Origin of the sequence: Streptomyces murinus (genome assembly GCF_002154555.1) — a bacterium.
Taxonomy (GTDB): Bacteria; Actinomycetota; Actinomycetes; order Streptomycetales; family Streptomycetaceae; genus Streptomyces; species Streptomyces murinus.
This window is the reverse complement of record NZ_MUNF01000003.1, coordinates 1-21,159: the sequence shown is the minus strand read 5'-3', so window position 1 is coordinate 21,159 and position 21,159 is coordinate 1. Positions and strand designations below refer to the sequence as shown.

Genomic DNA, 21,159 nt, shown 5'->3' with positions numbered 1-21,159 from the left:
CGAGAGCATCCCGTATGACCATTCGATACCCGCGCCCCCTGCGCCCCGGTGACCGTGTCGGTGTGACCTCTCCCTCCGCGGGCGTGGCCGAACCCCTCAGGGCGCGCCTCGACGTCGCGGTCAAGGAGATCGAGCGGCGCGGTTACGAGGTGGTCGTCGGCCGGTGCATGGACGGCACCACCCACATCAGCGCCCCGGCCGCCGAACGCGCCGCCGAGCTGACGCAGATGCTCACCGACCCCGCCGTCCGGGCCGTGATCCCCCCCGTGGGGTGGCGAGATGGCCATCGATCTGATGCCCCACCTGGACTTCGAGGCGATCGGCCGGGCCGAACCCACCTGGCTGGTCGGCTACTCGGACATGTCGACCCTGCTCGCCCCGCTGACCCTGCTGACCGGGGTGGCGACCGTGCACGGCAACAACCTCATGGACACCCCGTGCCGGGTGCCCGAGGGGCTGGTGTCCTGGCTGGACATCGTGGCCGCGCCGCAGGGCGAGCCGTTCACCCAGACCCCGCCCGGCCGGCACCGCACCGGCGGCTGGGACGACTGGACCCGCGACCCGGGGATCAGCGAGTTCACCCTGGACGGCGCGGGCGGCTGGCGGCGGCTCGACGGCGAGGGGGACGTGGAGGTCGAGGGGCGGCTGATCGGCGGCTGTATCGAGACCGTCGCCCCGCTCGCCGGGAGCCGCTACCTCGACACGAGGCACTTCGCGGGCGCGGAACCGCTGCTCGTCTACGTCGAGGCATGCGAGGACAACGCGCTGATCATCGCCCGCCAGCTGCACGGCATGCGGCTGGCCGGCTTCTTCGACCGGGCCGCCGCCGTGCTCGTCGGCCGCACCCACGCCCCCGACGCGCCCACCCTCACCCAGGACGCGGCCGTCCTCGACGCCCTCGGACCGCTGGGCGTGCCGATCCTCGCCGACGTCGAGTGCGGGCATGTGGCGCCGTACCTCCCGCTGGTCAACGGCGCGCGCGGCCGTGTGGTGCACACGGCCGCGCGAAGCGAGATCACCCAGACCCTGGACTGAGGCCCCGGGCCCTGGTTCAGGACCGGGAGCGGCGCAGGCCGAGGCCGGTCAGGAGCGCGGCGCCGAGCACGATCGCCGCGTCCAGGGCGATCACCGTGTGCACACCGCTCAGCAGGTCGCCCGAGGTGGTGGCCAGCACGCCGAGCAGCGGGATGCCGACCGTGATGCCGACCTGCTGGGTGGACGTCACCAGGCCGGTGGCCAGGCCCTGTTCCGCGTCCGGGACACCGGAGGTGACCGTCACGCCGTACGAGATGATCGCGCCCAGGTGGCACATGCTGGCCAGCGCCACCGCGGCCGTGGCCAGCCACGCCGACCAGACGTGGGTGTTCAGCAGGAGCAGCGACGCGGTCAGCGCGCCCTGGCCGGCCAGCGAGGCGACCAGGGCGCGGCGGGCGCCGAGGCGGCCGATGACCTTCGGGGCGAGGGTGCCGGCGACCACGGACAGCACGCCCTGGAAGCCGAAGACCAGTCCGGTCTCGAAGGCGGACAGGCCCAGGATCTCCTGGAGGTACAGGGTCAGCACGAACACGATCGTGGACATCATCGAGAAGGTGACCAGACCGCCGATGTTGCCCCAGGCCACCGTGCGCCGGCGCAGCATCGGCAGCGAGACCAGGGGCGCCGCCGAGCGGGACTCCACCAGCACGAACGCGGCCAGCAGCAGGAGCCCGGCGGCCAGGGCCGCGAGGACATCGGCGCGGCCGAAGCCGTGGTCGGCGGCGGTGGACAGGGCGTAGATCAGCGAGAGCAGTCCGGTGGTGACGGTGACGGCGCCGGGCACGTCCAGGCGCGGCCGGTCCGGGATGGGGGTACCTCCCATGCCTTTAGGGCTATGGGGGAGCGACTCCGGCAGCAGGCCGGGCGCCAGCGGCAGCACGATCAGCGCGAACAGGGTCAGCAGGGCCATCGTGGAGCGCCAGCCGAAGGTGTCGGTGAGGGTGCCGCCCGCAACCATGCCGATGGTGAAGCCCAGCGACAGCAGGGTGCCGGAGATGCCGAGGGCGCGGTCGCGGGCCGGGCCCTCCGGGAAGGTGGTGGTCAGCAGGGACATGCCGGTCGGTACGATCGCCGCCGCGCCGAGCCCCTGGAGGGCCCGCCCGGCGAGGAACGAGGCCGGGTCCCAGGCCAGGGTGGACAGCAGCGAGGCCGCGCCGAACAGGGCGAGACCGGCGAGGAAGAGTCTGCGGCGCCCGAACAGGTCGCCGACGCGGCCGAACAGCAGCAGGAAGCCGCCGGAGGGCAGCGCGAACGCGGTGACGGCCCACTGGAGCGCGGACGTGCTCATGCCGAGGTCGCGGCCGAGGTCGGGCAGCGCCACGTTCAGCACGGAGAAGTCCAGCGCGACCATGAACTGGGCCGCGCACAGGACGAACAGGACCAGCTTGTCACGCGTCGACAACCGGGGGATGCCGGGCGCCGCGGTGTCCGCTGCGGGGGAGGTCTGGGTGGTGGTGTCGATCGCCATGGGAAGAGCTTCGGGCGTACGGAATACCGGTGGGGAGTCGGAACTTATGGTGGTGGTGGCACCACCAGAGAGGTCACCGGAGCGACCACTGGACAGGACCGACGGGGGAGGGGCGGCACATGCCTGCTGCTGAGGCGACGCGCAGTCATCGGCGTGACGAACTGCGGGAGTTCCTGATGAGCCGGCGCGCCCGGGTCAGTCCCGAGGAGGCCGGGCTGCCCGCCGGCGGCGGCAGACGCCGTACGCCCGGACTGCGCCGCGAGGAGGTCGCCGTGCTCGCCGGGGTGGGCGCCTCGTGGTACCAGTGGCTGGAGCAGGGGCGGGACATCTCGGTCTCCCCGCAGGTGCTGGACGCGGTCGCCCGGGTGCTGCGGCTCAGCGACGCCGAGCGCCGGCACCTGTATCTGCTGGCCGGGCTGAACCCGCCGACGCCCCAGGTGGTGCCCGGCAGGAAGGACATGTGCGACGGGCTGCGGCGGCTCATCGACACCTGGATGCCGTACCCGGCGCACATCATGGACCTCTACTACAACTGCGTGCAGTACAACGACGCGGCCGCGATCGTGCTGGGCATGCGCCCCGGCATCACCCAGAACTGCCTGATCGACTTCTTCACCGACCCGCTGTACCGCGAGCGCAGCCACAGCTGGGAGCGCAACGCGCGCACCGTGGTGGCGCAGTTCCGGGCCGCCTGCGCGGCGCGCCCCGACGACGAGGGGTTCCGGGAGGTGCTGGCCGAGGTGAGCGCCGCCAGCGAGGAGTTCGCGGCGCTGTGGGCGGAGCGGGACATCGAGGACCAGGGGCAGGTGCGCAAGGAGCTGTCGCATCCGCTGGCCGGGCTGCTGGTCGTGGAGTCGACAGTCCTGAAGATCCCCGCCCGACCCGACCTGATGATCGTGCTGCACACACCGCTGGACGAGGCGAACACCGCGGAGAAGCTGGAGTGGCTGGCCTCCCCGGAGGGCCGGCGGGGCGCGATGTACCCCGTGGCGGGGTGAGCGTCGTAGCGCCTCCGGTGCCTTCGTATGCTCGGGGGCATGACCGAGAGCAGCGCGCTTGACCCCGAGGACCGCAAGATCGTGACCCTGGCCCGTTCCGCGCGGGCCCGCAACGCAGTGCCCGAGGGGGCGGCCGTACGGGACGACACCGGGCGCACCTATGTCGCCGGCACGGTGGACCTGGCCTCGCTGAAGCTCAGCGCGCTGCGCACCGCCGTCGCCATGGCGGTGGCGTCCGGGGCCGCGTCGCTGGAGGCGGCGGCGGTGGTCGGCGAGGCGGAGTCGGTGCCGGCCGAGGACCTGGCCGCGGTGGCCGACCTCGGGGGCGCGGACACGCCGGTGCTGCTCGCGGGGGTGGACGGCACGGTCCGTACGACCGTGGCCGCGGGCCGCGCAGAGAGCTGACCGCTCGCGCGCGAAACCGCGGGCCGGCCGAAGAATACCGACCGAAAGGTCGGCTGGAATTCAACCTTGCTGGGTCGCGGGGCGCGCGCGTCAATGAACGCGTACGTCCCGACGACCCGTCAGATCCGCACCGCCGTCCGGCGCGTCCGCACCCGCCCGACCGGCCTGCCGTTCGTCGGCGCACCTTCCGATCACCCCACACGGCACGTCCGGCGTGCCCAGCAGGAAGGAAAGCGGATCCCCATGAGAGCCAAGCGCACGGCAACAGGTGCGGCCCTGGTGGCCGGGGCCCTCGCGGTCACCGGTCTCGCCCTCGCACCCTCCGCGGCCGCCGTCACTCCCCAGTCGGCGACCATCACCGCGAGCTGCGGCATCTTCGGCGGTGGCTCGGCCACGCTCACCGCCACCCAGAGCGGCACCTCGGCCACCCTGAGCCTCACCTCCACCGCGATCAGCGCCCCCGTCACGGTGGCCGCGGACTCGATCACCTCCACGCTCACCATGGCCAAGGCGGGCGGCGGCAGCGTCGTGTTCAGCGGCACGAAGAACCCGGTCATGAACCCGGGCGACCCGGTCAGCGTCGGCCCGCTCGCCGGGACCGTCGCCTCCGGGTACAGCCTGGACGCGTACGGCGGTTCGCTGAAGATGGTGATCTTCGGCATCACCGTGACGTGTACCGCGAGCGGTCCGCAGTCGCCGGGTCCGTTCGTGTTCTGAGCCCGCCCCGGCCGACCGGTCCGTTCCGGTTCTCCCCTGGATGCCGCAGGATCTGACGAGTAGTCAGGATTCTGCGGCATCTCCCTTGACTTCTCACCTCGCCGCCCCGCCAATGCCCCCTGTCGGGGCGCCCGTTCGGCCGCGCCCACCACCCTCAGGAGGGGGCCCATGGGTCTCACCACCCGAAGATCCGGACGGTGGCGCTGGGCGTCACTGCTCGGCGCGACCGCGCTCGCGGTCTCCGCGGGCGGCGCGCTGGCCTGCCCGGCCGGCGCCGCCGGCGCCGACGTGGACTTCGCCACGCACTGCATCCCGCCCGCCATCGCGGGCCTGCCGCCGATCGACGGCACCACGACCGCCACCGTGTCGGCGGACAACACCAGCCCGAAGGTCGGCGACACCGTCACCGTCACCTACACCGTGGTCGGGGCCGCCGCGAGCAACCCCACCGATCTGGCGCTGCCGGCCGACATCATGACCCCGACCGGCAAGGTCACACTGGGCGGCGCCCAGAGCGGTGACATCACGGTCGCCGGACCGAAGAAGAACCCCCCGGTACCGGGGAAGGCCGCCTTCCCGTCCTTCTCCATGACGGGCACGTTCACCGTCACCAAGGCCGGGAAGATCACCCTCGCGCCGGGCGACTACAACATCCACACCAGCTACATCATGGAACTGGACACCCCCTGCACGGTCACGAACCCGCCCGCACCGGCGTCCGAGACCCTCACGGCGACGGCGGGGACTCCGGCCAACACCCGGGCGATCACGCTGGGTTCGGCCACCGGAGAGCCGGGCGCGAGCGTCAAGGTCAGCGGTACGGGCTTCACCCCGGGCGCCGCCGTCACCCTGGCCGGACGCTCCGGGACCAGCCAGACCGGGGACACCGCGAGCGTGTCCGCGGACGGGCAGGGCTCCTTCAGCGGTTCCCTCGTCGTGAGCGACACCTCGACCACCGGGATCGTCGCGTACGAGGGTGACTCCTGGAACGCCGACACCGGCGCGGGCCCCGCGGCCTACGTCGTCGACGCGCCGGTGCCGCCCGGCAGTCAGAAGCTCACCACGAGCGTCACGGCGGGCACGCTCGCCATGACCCAGGCCGGGGACTCGGTCGCGCTGTCGGGGGTCGACTTCGGCCAGGGCGGCGCCTCGACCGGCGCGCTCCGGACGGTGACGGTCAAGGACTTCCGCGGCGGACCGGCGGGCTGGTCGCTGACCGGCAGGGTCACCGACTTCACCGGGCCCGGCGGCAGGATCGGCGCGGACCGGCTGAGCTGGACGCCGTCGTGTGTGAGCAAGGCGGGCAGTCCCAGTACCTGTACGGCGGGTTCGGCGGGCACGGTGGGCTCCTCGGGGGCCACCCTCGCGGGGACGCCGGACGGGACGCTGACCGGCGGCGAGTTCACCGTCGACGCCGGACTCTCCCTGGACGTACCGGCGTTCACGCCTCCGGGCGGGTACTCCGGCGTGCTCACGCTGACGCTGTCATGAGCGTACGGGCGCCCGCACCCGCCCGTGCCCCGGGCCGCCCCCGGCCGCGGGGGTCCGCACCCATGCGCAAGGCGCACGTCGTCGTGGTGAGCCTGCTGCTGGCCGTACTGCCGGTGGTGCCCGCGCGGGCCGCCGACAACGGCAGCTGGTCCGTGTACCCGGTCGCCGCCCGGGCCGCGGCCCGGCCCTACTTCTACCTCTCCGCCGACCCCGGCCAGACGCTCACCGACAAGGTCGTCGTCCAGAACAGGACCGGCGAGCCGCTCACGTTCCGGCTGTACGCGGCCGACGCCTACAACACGCCCCGGGACGGCGGCTTCGCCGTGCGCACGGCGGACGAGACGATGCGCGGGGTGGGCGCGTGGGCGCGGCTCGCCAGGACCCGGATCACGGTGCCGGGCCATCGGACCGTGACCGTACCGTTCACGCTGCGGGTGCCGGCGGGCGCGGAACCCGGCGACCATCCCGGGGCGATCGTCGCGCTGGACGAGCGGACCGAGCCGGGCGGCGGGAAGCTGGCGCTGGGCATCCGGCGGGCGGTCGGCGCGCGGGTGTATCTGCGGGTGAGCGGCCCGGCGCTGCCCGCGCTGGCGGTGTCCCGGCTGAGCGTCGGCCGTCACCGGCCGCTGCTCTTCGGCATGGGTACGGCGACCGTGTCGTACACCCTGCGCAACACGGGCAATGTCACGCTGCGGCCGAGCGCGCAGCTGACGGCGCGCGGACTGTTCGGCCGTACGCTGCTGGAGCGCCGGGCGGCCCGGGTGCCCGCCGAGCTGCTGCCCGGGCAGTCGGTACGGCTCACCGAGACCTGGCGCGGCACACCGGTGCTCGACCGGGCGGCGATCACGGTGAGCGCGCGGGCGCGGGGGGCGTCGGCGTCGGCGGGGGCGTCGTTCTACGCGGTGCCGTGGCCCCCGCTGGTGGTGCTGGTGCTCGTGGTGGTGGCGGTGGTGATCGTGTGGCGGATGCGGTCACGTTCCGGTGAAGGGACGGCCACGTGGCGTGACCGTCGATTCGCGGTGCGGCGGGGGCTCCGGGATCAGGGACAATGAACGGCATGAGCGTTCGCACCCAGTCATCCGAGCAGCCGGCGGAAACCGTCCACCGCGCCGGCTTCGCCTGCTTCGTGGGCCGCCCCAACGCGGGCAAGTCCACCCTCACGAACGCTCTGGTCGGGCAGAAGGTGGCGATCACCTCGAACCGGCCGCAGACCACCCGGCACACGGTGCGGGGCATCGTGCACCGCCCGGACGCCCAGCTGATCCTGGTCGACACCCCCGGGCTGCACAAGCCGCGCACACTGCTGGGCGAGCGGCTGAACGACGTCGTGCGCACCACGTGGGCCGAGGTCGACGTGATCGGGTTCTGTCTGCCGGCCGACCAGAAGCTCGGCCCCGGTGACCGGTTCATCGCGAAGGAACTGGCCGGGATCAAGAAGACGCCCAAGGTCGCCGTCGTCACCAAGACCGACCTCGTGGACTCCAAGACCCTCGCCGAGCAGCTGATCGCCATCGATCAGCTCGCCAAGGAGCTGGGCTTCGAGTGGGCGGAGATCGTGCCGGTGTCCGCGGTCGGCGACCAGCAGGTGGAGCTGCTGGCCGACCTGCTGGTGCCACTGCTGCCCGAGGGGCCCGCGCTCTACCCCGAGGGCGACCTCACGGACGAGCCCGAGCAGGTGATGGTCGCCGAGCTGATCCGCGAGGCGGCGCTGGAGGGCGTGCGCGACGAGCTGCCGCACTCCATCGCGGTGGTCGTGGAGGAGATGCTGCCGCGCGAGGACCGGCCGGCGGAGCGTCCGCTGCTCGACATCCACGCGAACGTCTACATCGAGCGCCCCAGCCAGAAGGGGATCATCATCGGCCCCAAGGGCAAGCGCCTCAAGGAAGTCGGCATCAAGTCCCGCAAGCAGATCGAGGCCCTGCTGGGCACGCCGGTCTTCCTCGACCTCCATGTCAAGGTCGCCAAGGACTGGCAGCGCGACCCGAAGCAGCTCCGCAAGCTCGGCTTCTGACCTCCCCTTCAGTCGACCCCCCTGATCCGCCCCACCAGTACCGCCCCCGCCAAGCCGATCGCCGCCGACACCAGGAACAGCACCCGGTATCCGCCCAGATACGTCACCAGCGGGGCCGCCAGAGCCGGGGCGGCCGCCTGGGGGAGGGCGTTGGCGATGTTGATGAGACCCAGGTCCTTGCCGCGGCCCGCGGCGTGCGGGAGGACGTCGGTCATCAGGGCGAAGTCGACGGAGGTGAAGACGCCGAAGCCGATGCCCAGGACGGCGGCCGCGGTCACCGCGCCCGGCCAGGTCCCCCAGCCGGCCAGCGCCGCCGTCGCCACCGCCATCAGCACGCCCGACCAGACCACGAACGGCTTGCGGCGGCCGGTGCGGTCGGACCATGCGCCGCCGATCACCACCGTCGCCAGCAGCGTCACGCCGTTCACCGCGGTCAGGATCAGGACACCCCGGCCGGGGTCGGGGTAGTGGACGCGGTCGCGGAGGTAGTAGAGCAGGTACAGCAGCACCAGCGAGTTGCTGAGGTTGATCAGGAAGCGGGTCAGCCAGGCCCAGCCCAGGTCGGGATACCGGCGCGGGCTCAGCCAGAAGCCCGCCAGGAAACCCCGCCAGGACCACGCGGGCCGGTCCTGGGGCGGGAGGGGGAGGTCGCGGAAGAGGAGGAGGTACGGGAGGACGCCCGCCGCCGTGCACACCGCGCAGGCCATGTATCCCGCGCCGATGCCGCCCGCCGCCGTCGCCAGCCCGGTGCCCGCGACCACGCCCAGGATCTGCGCCGCGCCCAGCCAGCCGCCCACCACACCCCGTTGACGCCTGGGCACCCGGTCCGGGACCGCCGCCGTCACCGCCGCGAAGGCCGCGTTCAGGGTGAACTGGACGAGGCACCAGCCCAGCACCATCGACCACGGCCCGCCCGCGCCCGCGAGCAGCAGCAGGGACAGCGCCCCGCCCGCCGCCCCGGCCACGATCCACGGCGTCCGGCGGCCCGCCCGAGCGGTCGTACGGTCGGACAGCGCGCCGAAGAACGGGTTCGCGAGCAGGGACACCACCGCGCCCGTGCCGGTCACCCAGGCCAGCAGGGTCTCCTTGGACATCCCGGTGCCGGGCGCGAGATCCTTCGCCTGGGCGGCCAGCAGGATCTGGAGCGGGCCGAACCAGCCCACCCAGATCGCCCCGTTGGCCAGCGAGAGGGCCGCCGTCCAGCCTCGCCCCACCGCCTCGGCCGGCTCGGCGAGCGCGGCCGACGGGCGGCCGGTGGTCATCTCTGCGCCCGCAGCACTTCCCGGAACCAGTGGTACGACGCCTTCGGCACCCGCTCCAGCGTCGCGTAGTCCACGTGCACCAGACCGAAGCGCCGCGCATAGCCCTCGGCCCACTCGAAGTTGTCCAGGAGGGACCACACGAAGTAGCCGCGCACATCCACCCCGGCCGTCAACGCGTCGTGCAGGGCGCGCAGATGGGCGTCCAGGTAGGCGATGCGGTCCTGGTCGTCGAGGCCCTCGTACGAGCAGCCGTTCTCGGTGATGACGATCGGCGGGAGCCGGTCGCCGTACCGCTCCCGGAACCCGCACAGCAGCTCGGTCAGCCCCTCCGGGACCACCGGCCAGCCGAAGTCGGTCCGCGGCCGTCCCTCGATCTCCCGTACAGAGAAGGGGAGTTCGGCGGGTATGGGCACGCCGCCGAACTCCGTCTCCGTGCCGAGCGGAGCGCCCACCAGTGTCGGCGCGTAGTAGTTGACGCCGTACCAGTCGAGGGGCTCCGCGATCACCTTCAGGTCCGCCGAGAGGTCGGCCGCGGGCATCAACTCGCCCAGGCCGGCCGGGTATTCGCCGAGCAGGATCGGGTCCGCGAAGAGGCGGTTGAGCAGGGTGTCGTAGAAGTCCGCCGCCTCCGTGTCCGCCGGGTCGGCCGAGGCCGGCCATGTCGGGCCGTGGGAGTTGGCGATGCCGATGTCGGCCGCGCCGGCCGCGCGCAGCGCCCGTACCGCGAGACCGTGGGCGAGGAGCTGGTGATGGGCCACCGGGAGGGCGTCGAACAGCAGCCGCCGGCCGGGGGCGTGGACGCCGAGGGCGTGGCCGAGCAGGGTGTGCTCGGCGGGCTCGTTGAGGGTGATCCACTTGCCGACCCGGTCGGTCAGGCGTTCGGCGACCACGGACACCTGGTCGGCGAACCGGGACGCCGTGTCCCGCTCCAGCCAGTCGAGGGACGCGGGCAGATCCCAGTGGAAGAGGGTGGGGACCGGCCGGACCCCCGCCGCGCACAGCTCGTCCACCAGCCGGTCGTAGAAGTCCAGGCCGCCCGGGGAGCCGACACGGGGCCAGGAGACGGAGAAGCGATAGGCGTCCACCCCGAGACCGGCCAGAAGCGCCACGTCCTCGGGGTAGCGGTGGTAGTGGTCGCAGGCCACCGCCGCCGTCGAACCGTCCTTCACCCGGCCCGGCTCGGCGGTGAACACGTCCCACACCGAGGGCCCGCGCTCGTCCACCGCCCCCTCGATCTGATGGGCGGATGTCGACACGCCCCACAGGAAGCCGGCCGGGAACCGAGGGAGCGGATTGCCTGCGTCAGTCGCCATGGCCGGATCATCCGTACCGCCGGTAACGAAGTCAACGCCCGTGCGCGGGTCAACGCCCGTGCGGACAACGGTTCCAGCGTTCACCGGATGTGGGCCGCATGGCCCAATCGACTGGCAATCGGGGCCCGATAGTTCCGAAACTGAACCGTATGACAGTCCATCAGCTGATCACCAGGCCGCGCACCCGGCTGCTCACCGTGCTCGCGGCATGTCTGTTCGTCCTGCTGGGCGGCGTGCCCGGCGCGCTCGCCGACACCCGCCGCGACCCGGCGTCCACCGACTGCATCTCCACTCCGGCCGCGTACAAGGCCGCCTGGGACGCCCGCCAGGTGCGCTGCGTGTCCCCGTCCCTGTTCGGCACCACCCACACCCGGGGCGACACCACCCTCTACCCGAGCGGCTTCTGGTACGCGTGGGCGGGCTCGAACACCAATCTGGAGCGGTACCTCCAGCTGCGCAGCCGGTACGGCGACCAGCCCCCGAAGACCGGCATCGGCGTCCTGTCCTTCGTCGGCTACCCGGGGCTCGACAGCTGGGACACCCCGACCGATCTCGCCGTCTACACCCTGCCGGCCGGGACCCGCGCCCAGGTCCCGGCGTTCGAGACCTGGTTCCGGCTGCTGGACGAGAAGTTCGGCCACACGGACGCCTACCCGCTCGCCGCCCAGCGCGACCTCGTGCTCGCCTACTCACGCCTCGGCAAGGGCGAGGACGTCGTCGGCGCCTTCCAGGACGTGACCGGGTGCAGGCGCGGCCAACTGCTCAAGGGGGCGGCGCCCTCCGCGGCGATCGGGTGCAGCCGCGACTTCCTGGACGCGCTGGCCGCTGCGGGACCCTCCCCGTACGACGGCGCGTCCTCGCTGGCCTGCTTCGCCAACTTCCAGTCCGGCTACACCGGGCCGCGCAACGCCGCCGCCCTGCGCGGGGTGCTGTACCAGTGCCAGGACGCCGGGTTCCTCAACACCGGCGTGGGCCTCGGCTACAACACGTACGCCAACCCGTTCGTGTGCAAGTCCGCCGCCGCCCAGACCGTACGACAGCGGTACACCGGCCGGGAGTTCGTGCTGCCGAACGCGTCCTTCGGGGAGCTGCCGAGCCATGTCGACATCCCGCTGGACCTCGGCAACCCGAACCAGCGCGGCTTCCTCCAGAAGGGCTACTGCTGAGGCGAGGGCCGCGGCTAAGCGCCTTCCTTGAGCACCCGGGAGACCAACTCCCGCTGGTCCTCGGTCAGTCGGGGGTCGGCCGCGTACACCGTGCGGCCGTCCACCGAGATCTCGTAGCTGAAGCCGTCCGGCACACCGGCCGGCGGGGTGGCCTGGCCGGACGCGAGGGCGCGTCCGGCCAGTGCCTGCCACTCCTCGGCGTCGGGCCGGGTCGAGGTGTCCACCTCGGCCCGGCGCTCGATGCCCGCGAAACCGCCCGTGCGCCTCACCTGAATCCGCATGGGTCCAGTGTCGCAGCGCGGGCGGTCCCGTGGGCGGACTACCGGACGCGTACTACCGCGTATGCACCCCGACCTGTTCCCACGCCTTCTGCACGGCCTCCAGTTCGTCGGCGCCGAACCGCTCGCGGGCCGCCTTCGCGGTGAGCGTGGCGAAGTCGGCGAACTGCGCGTCCGACTTGAGGTCGCCGCCGGTCAGCGCGTCGTACCAGACCTGCCCCGCCTTCTCCCAGGCATGGCCGCCGAGGGCCTTGGCGGCGAGGTAGAAGGCATGGTTGGGGATGCCGGAGTTGATGTGCACCCCGCCGTTGTCGCGGCCGGTGCGCACATAGTGCTCCATGGTCGCGGGCTGCGGGTCCTTGCCGAGGTTCGGGTCGTCGTACGCCGTGCCCGGGGCCTTCATCGAGCGCAGCGCGGTGCCGTGCACGCCCGGGGCGAGGAGTCCCGCGCCGATCAGCCAGTCGGCCTCGGCGGCGGTCTGGCCCAGCGCGTACTGCTTGATCAGCGAGCCGAAGACATCGGAGACCGATTCGTTCAGCGCACCGGACTGGCCGAAGTACTCCAGGTTGGCGGTGTGCTGGGTGACGCCGTGGGTCAGCTCGTGGCCGATGACGTCGACCGGGATGGTGAAGTCGAGGAAGACCTTTCCGTCGCCGTCGCCGAACACCATCTGCTCGCCGTTCCAGAAGGCGTTGTCGTAGCCCTCCCCGAAGTGCACGGTGGCGTCGAGCGGGAGTCCGCTGCCGTCGATGGAGTGGCGGCCGTAGACCTTCAGATACAGCTCGAAGGTGGCGCCGAGGCCGGCGTAGGCGCGGTTGACGGAGGCGTCGGAGCCGGGGTCCGAGCCCTCCTCGCGGACCTTGTCGCCGGGCAGGTCCTGGGAGTGGTGGGTGTCGTAGATGGTGCGGTGCGGCTGGTCGGCGGCGGCACCCTCGGGCGCGGCGGCGGCACGCGCGCCGATGACCGTGGTGAGCCGGCGCCGGGTGCGCTGGTAGGCGTCGTGTTCCAGGGAGCGGCGGGCGGGTGCCGACACATCGGGGTCCCCGGCCCGGGAGAGCTGGTCGAGGACGTGCGGCGGCACGATGGTGCAGAAGACGGGCTCGAGGGCCCCGTTCCTCGTCGTCATGTCATCGACCATCGCACTGAGTGACGTCAAAGTCACTACTCGCAACCATGATTGGTGAAATACCGGGACAGGGGGCGCGACGGAGCGTGACACTGTGCTACGGCGGCGCGCCCCCTGTGGGTCGGCTGTGCGGCACTCCTGTGGTCTGCCGCACTTTTTCGCCCTATTTGTCCTACCGGTCCCGCATACTGGACCGTGTCCCCACATCCTGAACCGCTCGGCTAGGCTGCGCTGCATCATGCGTTTCGTGCTGCTTCTTCTTAGCTGCCGCGGCGAGGGTCTGTAGTCGAGGCCGACTCCCTCCCCGCGGAGCTTGGCGTTGCGTCGTCGGCCGTCCACTCGGACATCCGGACCCCCTTGAGGAGCCACGCACCATGGCCAACCGCCAGCAGCCCAGTTCCATGCCGATCCACAAGTACGGCCGCTACGAGCAGGTGGACATCCCGGACCGCACCTGGCCCGGCGAGCGGATCACGGTAGCCCCCCGCTGGCTCTCCACCGACCTGCGCGACGGCAACCAGGCCCTGATCGACCCGATGTCGCCCGAGCGCAAGCGCCGGATGTTCGACCAGCTGGTCAAGATGGGCTACAAGGAGATCGAGGTCGGTTTCCCCGCCTCCGGCCAGACCGACTTCGACTTCGTGCGCTCGATCATCGAGGAAGAGGGCGCGATCCCCGAGGACGTGACGATCTCCGTCCTGACCCAGGCCCGCGAGGACCTGATCGAGCGGACCGTGGAGTCCCTGAAGGGCGCCCGCCGCGCCACCGTCCACCTGTACAACGCCACCGCCCCGGTCTTCCGCCGGGTCGTCTTCCGCGGCTCCAAGGACGACATCAAGCAGATCGCCGTCGACGGCACCCGCCTGGTGATGGAGTACGCGGAGAAGCTGCTGGGCCCGGAGACCGAATTCGGCTACCAGTACAGCCCCGAGATCTTCACGGACACCGAGCTGGACTTCGCCCTGGAGGTCTGCGAGGCGGTCATGGACGTCTACCAGCCGGGCCCGGGCCGCGAGATCATCCTCAACCTGCCCGCCACGGTGGAGCGTTCGGCGCCCTCCACGCACGCGGACCGCTTCGAGTGGATGCACCGCAACCTGTCCCGCCGCGAGCACGTATGCCTGTCCGTGCACCCGCACAACGACCGCGGTACGGCGGTGGCGGCGGCCGAGCTGGCCGTGATGGCCGGCGCCGACCGCGTCGAGGGCTGCCTGTTCGGCCAGGGCGAGCGCACCGGCAACGTCGACCTGGTCACCCTGGGCATGAACCTGTTCTCCCAGGGCGTCGACCCGCAGATCGACTTCTCCGACATCGACGAGATCCGTCGCACGTGGGAGTACTGCAACCAGATGGAGGTCCACCCGCGCCACCCGTACGTGGGCGACCTGGTCTACACGTCCTTCTCCGGCTCCCACCAGGACGCCATCAAGAAGGGCTTCGACGCGATGGAGGCCGACGCGCTGGCCAAGGGCGTCACGGTCGACGACCTGGAGTGGGCGGTGCCGTACCTGCCCATCGACCCCAAGGACGTCGGCCGCTCCTACGAGGCCGTCATCCGCGTCAACTCGCAGTCCGGCAAGGGCGGCATCTCGTACGTCCTGAAGAACGACCACAAGCTGGACCTGCCGCGCCGGATGCAGATCGAGTTCTCGAAGATCATCCAGGCCAGGACGGACGCCGAGGGCGGCGAGATCACCCCGAAGGACATCTGGGCGGCCTTCCAGGACGAGTACCTGCCCAACTCCGGCAACCCGTGGGGCCGTATCCAGGTCAGGAACGGCCAGTCGACCACGGACAACGACGGCGTGGACACGCTGACCGTCGAGGCCACCGTGGACGGCGAGGACCGCGTGCTGACCGGCTCCGGCAACGGTCCGATCTCGGCCTTCTTCGACGCCCTCCAGGCCGTCGGCATCGATGTGCGCCTGCTGGACTACCAGGAGCACACGATGAGCGAGGGCGCCTCCGCGCAGGCCGCCTCGTACATCGAGTGCGCGATCGGCGGCCAGGTCCTGTGGGGCATCGGCATCGACGCGAACACGACGCGTGCCTCGCTGAAGGCGGTCGTCTCCGCCGTCAACCGCGCCACCCGCTGACCCACCCCCACCGGGGGTTTCGAGGCTCCGGCCGCCGCATACGGCGGCCGGAGCCTCGTCGCTTCTCGGCCATAGGGCCGGACAGGTCACAGATCGGTCTCGTCCGGGGTACTGACTCAGCCTCCGTGATGTGGCTAACATCACGCCAGCGCGGCGATGGTGCCGTGCTCTAGGGAGGTGCGACGTGCTGCCGGTAAGGGGACGAGACGACCGTGCCACCAGGGCCCTGTGCGTCCTGGGCACGCGCACCGCGTGGACACCCGTCGGCGACGGCGAGTTCTACTGCCCCGGCTGCGGGGGCGACCGCAACTACCAGCGGCTCACCGGACGCCGCCGACTCACCCTGCTCGGGGTGCCGGTACTGCCGCGCGGCACCACCGGGCCCGTCGTGGAGTGCGCCGCCTGCGGCCACCACTACGGCACCGACGTCCTGGACCACCCCACCACCCGGCGCTTCTCCGCGATGCTCCGCGACGGCGTGCACACCGTCGCCCTCGCCGTCCTCGCCGCGGGCGGCACCGGCTCCCGCGCGCCCCTGGAGACGGCCTGCGCCGCGGTCCGCGCGGGCGGCGTCGAGGACTGTACCGAGGACCAACTCGCCGCCCTGGTCGACGCCCTGGCCGCCGACACCGGGCGGGTCCTGGGCGAGCCCTGCGGGGCCAGCCTGACGATAGAGCTGCACGAGGCGCTGGACCCGCTCGCCCCGCACCTCGCCCCGGCCGGGCGCGAGGCCCTGCTCCTCCAGGGCGCCCACATCGCCCTCGCCGACGGCCCCTACACCCCCGCCGAACGCGACGCCCTCACCACGGTCGGCGCGGCCCTGACGCTCCCGGCCGAGGACGTGACCCGCCTCCTGGCGGCCGCCCGCACCCCGTCCTGACCCCGGCAGCCGTCCCGTCGGCTCCCATCGATTAACTCGAACGGAGTAGTGGCGTGCGCCCGTATCGGGGCAGCATCACGGCGTGACTCCGCTGCGACGCACCGTACTCACCAGCCTCACCCTCCTCGCCGCCCTCGCGACGGCCCCGCTGCCCGCCGCCGCGCGACCGCTCGACTCCGCGCCCGGCTGCGCCTCTTCACGGCCGTACGTCTCCGGGCAGGGCGGGTACGCCGCCTACCGCATCCCCGCCGTGGTCCGCACCCTGCGCGGCACCGTGCTCGCCTTCGCCGAGGGCCGGCGCCACGGCTCGGGCGACAGCGGCGACATCGACGTGGTGCTGCGCCGCTCCATCGACGGCGGCTGTACGTGGGGCCCGCTCTCCGTGGTGGCCGCGGGCGACGGGAACACCCGGGGCAACCCGGCCCCCGCCGTCGACCCGCGCACCGGCACCATCATCCTCGTGACCTGCGGAAACGCGGGAGATGTGACCGAGGACCAGATCATGCGAGGCCAGGTCACGGCCGCCCGGGGGCGCCGGGTCTATGTGCAGCGCAGCTCGGACGACGGCCGCACCTTCACCGCGCCCCAGGACATCACCACCGCGGTGAAACGGCCCGACTGGCGCTGGTACGCCACCGGTCCCGGCCACGCCGTCGCCCTCACCCGGGGCCCGCACACCGGGCGCATCCTGGTCCCCGCCAACCACTCCACCGCCCCGCCCAAGGGCTCCAAGGACACCGGCCGCGAGTCCCGCTACTACGCCGGCCACACCCTCTACAGCGACGACGGCGGCCGCACCTGGCACCTCGGCCTCACCGCCACCGGGCCCAGCGGGGTGGTCAATGTCAACGAGACCAGCGCCACCCAACTCCCCGACGGACGGGTCTACTTCAGCGCCCGCGACCAGTACGGCAGCGCCCCGGGCAACCGCGTCGACGCCTACTCCTCCGACGGCGGCGCCACCCTCGACCGCCCCTACGCCGCCCAGGACACCCTCAAGGACGTCCCGGTGGTCCAGGGCAGCGTGCTCCAACTCCAGGGCGCCCACGCCCCGTTGCTGTTCTCCGCGCCCTCCGTGCCGACCGCCCGGCGCGCCATGGCCGTGTGGTCAAGCATCGACGCCGGCCGCAGCTTCTCCCGTCTGACCACCCTGGACGACGGCCCGGCCGCATACTCCGACCTGGTCCAGCTCGCCGCCGGCACGGTGGGGGTGCTGTACGAGACGGGCTCCTACGACGGCCTGTCCTTCCGCCGGCTCACCGGGATCGGCGCCCACTCACCCGCCGGGGCGCCGTCCCACGGGTGAATTCCCGGGGCGGCACCGAGCGAGGGCAGGGTCAGCTGCCACCAGTCGGTGAGCCGGTCGGCGACGGTTGCCGCGCCCTCCAGCGCCTCGGTGAGGGAGCACAGCCCGAAGAAGGCGCGCACCAGGGTCCGGGCGGTGGGCGCGGGGCGTACGTGTCTGGCCAGGTCACCGGCGTTACGGGCCTCGGCGAGCAGCCGGGTCGCGGCGGCGGTCCACAGCGCGAAGGGGTCGGGCAGGGGGGCGTCGATGGTGGCGCGCTCGGCCCACAGGCGTGCGCCCGCGCGCGTCAGCGGATCCTCGGCGAGGGCCCGGGCGATGTCGTAGCTGAGGGCCACCAGCCGCTGGACCGGGGGGACGGCCGCGTCCGCGTAGCGCGCGGTGAGCTGGGGCCAGGTGGCGAAGCGGTCCTGGACGACGGCGAGGGCGATGCCCTCCTTGCTGGCGTAGTGGAAGTAGACGGCGCCGCTGGTCCGGCCGGACCGGGCGCTTATGTCGTTGACGCTCGTGCCCACGTATCCCTGTTCGGCGAAGAGCTGGGCGGCCGCTTCCAGAAGTGATCTGCGGGTTGTCCTGGCCCGTTCCTGCAACGTTCCGCCTGCCCTCGCTCGGCATTTCCGACGGCCAAGAATGTAGTGCGCCCGCGTACGCCGGGAGCAACCAGGGATCACACTCGCGCGGTAATTACGTATTTCTTTCGAAGGGGAATGCGAGCGGGTGGTAAGGGGCGTGTTCTCTCTGTCCCATACACCCGGACAGCGCCGCGGTCCAGTCCCTCCATGGAGTTATTGCCTGATTTGCCGCCGCGAAAATATCGTAGTCGTCGCTATCTTTCCGTTTCCTGTGGAACGTCGGGAATGACGCATTTCAAAGCCGCGTGCGCCGCACGCCACCCCCCGTCCCTGCCACCCTAGGAGGCCATTGTGACCCCTCATGCCCGCCCTCTGCTCGACTGGTCGCCCGAGGCCGTCGTCTTCGACTGCGACGGCACCCTGATGGACAGCGAACGCCATTGGGTGGAGGCCCGCACCCTGGCCTTCCGAGAGTTCGGCCTCCAGGCGCCGCCCGGGTTCGCCGAGCAGGCCAAGGGCATGCACTACGAGGAGTGCGGCCGCCTGATGGCGGACTCGGTGCACAAACCCGAGCTGGCGGCCGGCCTCACCGGAGCGCTCCTCGACCACTTCCTGGAGCTGGTCACCGACGACCCGGTCACCATGCCGGGCGCCGTCCAGCTCGTACGGACCCTGTCCGGGCGGCTGCCGCTGGCGGTGGCCTCCAACTGCCCGATGGTGGTGGTCGAGGGCAGCCTCGAACGGGCCGGGCTGCGCACCCACTTCCAGCACATCGTCGTCCCCGAGACCGGGGATTCCGTACGCCCCAAGCCCTGGCCTGACGTGTACCTCCTGGCGGCCCGGCTGTGCGGTGTGCCCCCGCTCAAGGCGCTCGCCGTCGAGGACTCCCTGACCGGGGTGGAGTCCGCCCACCGCGCCGGACTGCGGGTGCTCGGGGTGGGCCCCCGCCCCGCCGGGGACGGCGCGAAGCGGGCCGACCTGTGGCTGCCGACGCTGCACGAACCGGAGCTGCTCAGCTGGGCGGAGACCCGCGTCACCGGAGGACCGGAACCGGACTGAGCGGGACCGGGCGGGTGCGGGTCGGAACCGGACCGAGCCGGACCGGGCGGATGCGGGACTGAGCCGGACCGGGCGGGTGCGGGTCCGACCCCGGACCGATCCCGGCGCGGGTCGGCTACAACAGCCCCGCCGAGGCGAGGAACTTGGCGACCTTCTCCGTCTCCTCGCCCGACAGCGGCACCTGCGGCTCCGCGGTGACCGGACAGTCGATCACGCCCCGCAGATACAGGGCCGCCTTGAACGCGCCCAGCGCCGAGGAGCTGCCGCCCATCCGCGCCGGATCACCCGCCCCGGTCAGCCCGAACAGCGCGCACAGCCGGTCCTGTTCGGCCCGCGCCCCCTCCCAGTCGCCCGCCCGGCACTGCCGGTAGAGCCGTACGTACCCGTGCGGATCGACGTTGGCCAGCCCCGGCACCGCCCCGTCCGCGCCCAGCGCGAGCGCGGCGTCGGCGATCAGCTCGGAGCCGGTCAGCACGGCGAAACCGGGGTGGGCGCGGGCCCCGGTGACCAGCTCGCGGAAGGCCGCCAGATCCCCGCTGGAGTCCTTCACCCCGGCCAGCACCCCGTCCCCGGCGAGCCCCAGCACCAGCTCGGGGAGCAGCTTGGTGTGCACGGCGACCGGGATGTCGTAGGCGATCACCGGCACCGGACTCAGGGCCGCGATCCGGCGGTAGTGGTGGACGATCTCCGAGGGGTGGGTGCGGGCGTAGAACGGCGCGGTGACCACGACCGCCTCCGCGCCCGCCGCCGTGACCGCCCGGACATGGTCCAGGACCCTCGGCGTCGTCATGTCGATCACCCCGGCCAGCACCGGCAGTTGGCCGCCGACATGCCCCGCGACCGCCTCCACCACCCGGCGCCGCTGGGCGTCCGTGAGAAAGGCCGCCTCCGAGGTCGAGCCGAGCACGAACAGTCCGTGCACCCCCGCGCCCACGAGATGGTCCACCAGCCGCAGCAGCGAGGGCACATCGACCTCGCGCTCGGGCGTCAAGGGCGTGCAGAGGGGCGGGACGACTCCGGTGAGCGGGGCGGGGAAGGTCATTCACGGCTCCTGCGGGTGAGGTCGCGGGTCGACAGGTCCTCCTCCACAGGATGGTGACAGCGGTAGCGATGTGCCGGGTGCGACGCGGCCGAGAAGTCCGGCATCACCTGTGCGCACACCGCGTCCGCCTGCCGGCACCGGGTGCGGAAGGGGCAGCCGCTCGGCGGGCGGGTGGCCGAGGGCACCGGGCCGGTCAGCGGGATCGGGTCGATGGGGTGCAGCAGTCCGGGGGTGGCCGAGAACAGGGCGCGGGTGTACGGGTGCCGGGCCCGGTCGGTCACCCGGTCCGCCGGGGTCTCCTCCACGATCCGGCCCAGATACATGGTGACCACGCGGTCGCTCATTCGCCGTACCGTCTGGATGTCGTGCGAGACGAACACCAGCGCGAGCCCGAGCCGGTCCTTCAGATCGAGCAGCAGATTGAGGATCTGGGCCCGCACCGACACGTCCAGTGCGCTGGTCGGTTCGTCGGCGACGACCAGCGCGGGGTCCAGGGCGAGCGCGCGGGCGATGGCGACGCGCTGCCGCTGCCCGCCGGACAACTGCCCGGGCAGCGCCTCCGCGAGCCCCCGTGGCAGCCCGACCAGGCTCATCAACTCCCGTACTCGTGCCTCTCGTTGGGCCCGGGTGCCGCGCGCGTGCACATCCAGCGGATCGCGCAGGACGCGGCGGACGGTGAGCCGCCGGTTCAGGGCGGTCGCGGGGTCCTGGAAGATCATGCCGGTGCCCGCGCCGACCGCGGCCCGCCGCTCGGCGCCCGGCATCGCCCACAGGTCCCGCCCCCGGAACGCCACCGTCCCCGCGACCGGCCGCTCCACCCCGACCAGCACCTTCGCCAGCGTCGACTTCCCGCACCCCGACTCGCCGACGACCCCCACCGTCTCACCGGCCGCCACCGCGAGATCGGCGCCGGTCAGCGCGTACACCCGGTCCCGGG

Annotated in this window: 19 protein-coding genes and 1 pseudogene; 12 read left to right on the top strand and 8 right to left on the bottom strand. The window is 72.4% G+C overall.

Annotated elements, in window-relative coordinates:
- Positions 1–14 precede the first annotated feature (14 nt).
- Positions 15–1,035, top strand: a pseudogene (locus tag CCN72_RS00225) (S66 family peptidase).
- 16 nt (positions 1,036–1,051) lie between these two features.
- Here the strand turns inward: CCN72_RS00225 and CCN72_RS00220 are convergent.
- Positions 1,052–2,503, bottom strand: a complete 1,452-nt coding sequence (locus tag CCN72_RS00220) for an MFS transporter (protein WP_086805805.1) — start codon at positions 2,501–2,503, stop codon at positions 1,052–1,054.
- 119 nt (positions 2,504–2,622) lie between these two features.
- Between CCN72_RS00220 and CCN72_RS00215 the strand changes: the two genes are divergently transcribed.
- The 6 genes from CCN72_RS00215 to era all read left to right on the top strand — a co-directional run bounded on the left by CCN72_RS00215 (position 2,623) and on the right by era (position 8,125).
- Positions 2,623–3,501, top strand: coding sequence for a helix-turn-helix transcriptional regulator (locus CCN72_RS00215; protein WP_086805804.1), 879 nt, complete (start codon positions 2,623–2,625; stop codon positions 3,499–3,501).
- A 39-nt stretch (positions 3,502–3,540) separates the two neighbouring features.
- Positions 3,541–3,906, top strand: coding sequence for a cytidine/deoxycytidylate deaminase family protein (locus CCN72_RS00210; RefSeq protein WP_037655101.1), 366 nt, complete (start codon positions 3,541–3,543; stop codon positions 3,904–3,906).
- Positions 3,907–4,149: 243 nt separating this feature from the next.
- On the top strand, positions 4,150–4,623 hold the full coding sequence (locus tag CCN72_RS00205; protein WP_086805814.1) for a hypothetical protein: 474 nt from the start codon (positions 4,150–4,152) through the stop codon (positions 4,621–4,623).
- A gap of 168 nt (positions 4,624–4,791) precedes the next feature.
- Positions 4,792–6,114, top strand: a complete 1,323-nt coding sequence (locus CCN72_RS00200) for a beta-xylosidase (RefSeq protein WP_086805803.1) — start codon at positions 4,792–4,794, stop codon at positions 6,112–6,114.
- Between the two features lie 62 nt (positions 6,115–6,176).
- Positions 6,177–7,166, top strand: a complete 990-nt coding sequence (locus tag CCN72_RS00195) for a WxL protein peptidoglycan domain-containing protein (RefSeq protein ID WP_086805802.1) — start codon at positions 6,177–6,179, stop codon at positions 7,164–7,166.
- 5 nt (positions 7,167–7,171) lie between these two features.
- Positions 7,172–8,125: a GTPase Era gene (gene era / locus CCN72_RS00190; RefSeq protein WP_037655106.1), complete on the top strand. Its 954-nt coding sequence runs from the start codon at positions 7,172–7,174 to the stop codon at positions 8,123–8,125.
- A gap of 8 nt (positions 8,126–8,133) precedes the next feature.
- On the opposite strand, the gene CCN72_RS00185 is transcribed toward era, so the two are convergent.
- Positions 8,134–9,387, bottom strand: coding sequence for an MFS transporter (locus CCN72_RS00185; protein ID WP_086805801.1), 1,254 nt, complete (start codon positions 9,385–9,387; stop codon positions 8,134–8,136).
- Positions 9,384–10,700, bottom strand: coding sequence for a GH1 family beta-glucosidase (locus tag CCN72_RS00180; RefSeq protein ID WP_086805800.1), 1,317 nt, complete (start codon positions 10,698–10,700; stop codon positions 9,384–9,386). Before CCN72_RS00180 ends, CCN72_RS00185 begins: the two co-directional genes overlap by 4 nt.
- Before the next feature lie 149 nt (positions 10,701–10,849).
- On the opposite strand from CCN72_RS00180, the gene CCN72_RS00175 reads away from it, so the two are divergent.
- Positions 10,850–11,866 (top strand): hypothetical protein, encoded by a 1,017-nt coding sequence (locus tag CCN72_RS00175; RefSeq protein ID WP_086805799.1) that lies wholly within the window; start codon positions 10,850–10,852, stop codon positions 11,864–11,866.
- Between the two features lie 14 nt (positions 11,867–11,880).
- Here CCN72_RS00175 and CCN72_RS00170 read toward each other — a convergent pair whose 3' ends face one another.
- Positions 11,881–12,147 (bottom strand): protealysin inhibitor emfourin, encoded by a 267-nt coding sequence (locus CCN72_RS00170; RefSeq protein WP_086805798.1) that lies wholly within the window; start codon positions 12,145–12,147, stop codon positions 11,881–11,883.
- 52 nt (positions 12,148–12,199) lie between these two features.
- Positions 12,200–13,270 (bottom strand): M4 family metallopeptidase, encoded by a 1,071-nt coding sequence (locus tag CCN72_RS00165; RefSeq protein ID WP_085568505.1) that lies wholly within the window; start codon positions 13,268–13,270, stop codon positions 12,200–12,202.
- Between the two features lie 374 nt (positions 13,271–13,644).
- On the opposite strand from CCN72_RS00165, the gene leuA reads away from it, so the two are divergent.
- The 3 genes from leuA (at position 13,645) to CCN72_RS00150 (ending at position 17,552) form a co-directional block, all read left to right on the top strand.
- Complete coding sequence (gene leuA, locus CCN72_RS00160; protein ID WP_086805797.1) at positions 13,645–15,366, top strand: 2-isopropylmalate synthase; 1,722 nt, start codon at positions 13,645–13,647, stop codon at positions 15,364–15,366.
- A 184-nt stretch (positions 15,367–15,550) separates the two neighbouring features.
- The gene (locus tag CCN72_RS00155; protein ID WP_086805796.1) at positions 15,551–16,246 is read left to right on the top strand and encodes a TerB family tellurite resistance protein; all 696 of its coding nucleotides are present in this window, start codon (positions 15,551–15,553) and stop codon (positions 16,244–16,246) included.
- Between the two features lie 82 nt (positions 16,247–16,328).
- Entirely contained in the window at positions 16,329–17,552 is a 1,224-nt protein-coding gene (locus tag CCN72_RS00150; protein ID WP_086805795.1) for a sialidase family protein, read from the top strand.
- Here the strand turns inward: CCN72_RS00150 and CCN72_RS00145 are convergent.
- On the bottom strand, positions 17,477–18,139 hold the full coding sequence (locus CCN72_RS00145) for a ScbR family autoregulator-binding transcription factor (protein ID WP_086805794.1): 663 nt from the start codon (positions 18,137–18,139) through the stop codon (positions 17,477–17,479). The two genes, CCN72_RS00150 and CCN72_RS00145, sit on opposite strands and share 76 nt — an antisense overlap.
- A 333-nt stretch (positions 18,140–18,472) precedes the next feature.
- Between CCN72_RS00145 and CCN72_RS00140 the strand changes: the two genes are divergently transcribed.
- Complete coding sequence (locus CCN72_RS00140) at positions 18,473–19,180, top strand: HAD family hydrolase (protein ID WP_086805793.1); 708 nt, start codon at positions 18,473–18,475, stop codon at positions 19,178–19,180.
- A gap of 115 nt (positions 19,181–19,295) precedes the next feature.
- Here CCN72_RS00140 and CCN72_RS00135 read toward each other — a convergent pair whose 3' ends face one another.
- Together CCN72_RS00135 and CCN72_RS00130 are read right to left on the bottom strand one after the other, a co-directional pair.
- A complete protein-coding gene (locus CCN72_RS00135; protein ID WP_086805792.1) occupies positions 19,296–20,222 on the bottom strand; it encodes a dihydrodipicolinate synthase family protein in 927 nt (308 codons plus the stop codon).
- On the bottom strand, positions 20,219–21,159 hold a 941-nt coding region (locus CCN72_RS00130; RefSeq protein ID WP_107430041.1), incomplete at its 5' end, for an ABC transporter ATP-binding protein. The genes CCN72_RS00135 and CCN72_RS00130, both read right to left, overlap by 4 nt.

Bases quoted from the DNA above. Each gene is read 5' to 3' on its own strand.
- CCN72_RS00210 (WP_037655101.1), top strand. From the start codon at position 3,541: ATGACCGAGAGCAGCGCGCTTGACCCCGAGGACCGCAAGATCGTGACC.
- leuA (WP_086805797.1), top strand. From the start codon at position 13,645: ATGGCCAACCGCCAGCAGCCCAGTTCCATGCCGATCCACAAGTACGGC.
- CCN72_RS00200 (WP_086805803.1), top strand. From the start codon at position 4,792: ATGGGTCTCACCACCCGAAGATCCGGACGGTGGCGCTGGGCGTCACTG.
- CCN72_RS00170 (WP_086805798.1), bottom strand. From the start codon at position 12,147: ATGCGGATTCAGGTGAGGCGCACGGGCGGTTTCGCGGGCATCGAGCGC.
- CCN72_RS00195 (WP_086805802.1), top strand. From the start codon at position 6,177: ATGCGCAAGGCGCACGTCGTCGTGGTGAGCCTGCTGCTGGCCGTACTG.
- CCN72_RS00135 (WP_086805792.1), bottom strand. From the start codon at position 20,222: ATGACCTTCCCCGCCCCGCTCACCGGAGTCGTCCCGCCCCTCTGCACG.
- CCN72_RS00165 (WP_085568505.1), bottom strand. From the start codon at position 13,270: ATGACGACGAGGAACGGGGCCCTCGAGCCCGTCTTCTGCACCATCGTG.
- CCN72_RS00215 (WP_086805804.1), top strand. From the start codon at position 2,623: ATGCCTGCTGCTGAGGCGACGCGCAGTCATCGGCGTGACGAACTGCGG.
- CCN72_RS00220 (WP_086805805.1), bottom strand. From the start codon at position 2,503: ATGGCGATCGACACCACCACCCAGACCTCCCCCGCAGCGGACACCGCG.
- era (WP_037655106.1), top strand. From the start codon at position 7,172: ATGAGCGTTCGCACCCAGTCATCCGAGCAGCCGGCGGAAACCGTCCAC.
- CCN72_RS00180 (WP_086805800.1), bottom strand. From the start codon at position 10,700: ATGGCGACTGACGCAGGCAATCCGCTCCCTCGGTTCCCGGCCGGCTTC.
- CCN72_RS00185 (WP_086805801.1), bottom strand. From the start codon at position 9,387: ATGACCACCGGCCGCCCGTCGGCCGCGCTCGCCGAGCCGGCCGAGGCG.
- CCN72_RS00205 (WP_086805814.1), top strand. From the start codon at position 4,150: ATGAGAGCCAAGCGCACGGCAACAGGTGCGGCCCTGGTGGCCGGGGCC.
- CCN72_RS00175 (WP_086805799.1), top strand. From the start codon at position 10,850: ATGACAGTCCATCAGCTGATCACCAGGCCGCGCACCCGGCTGCTCACC.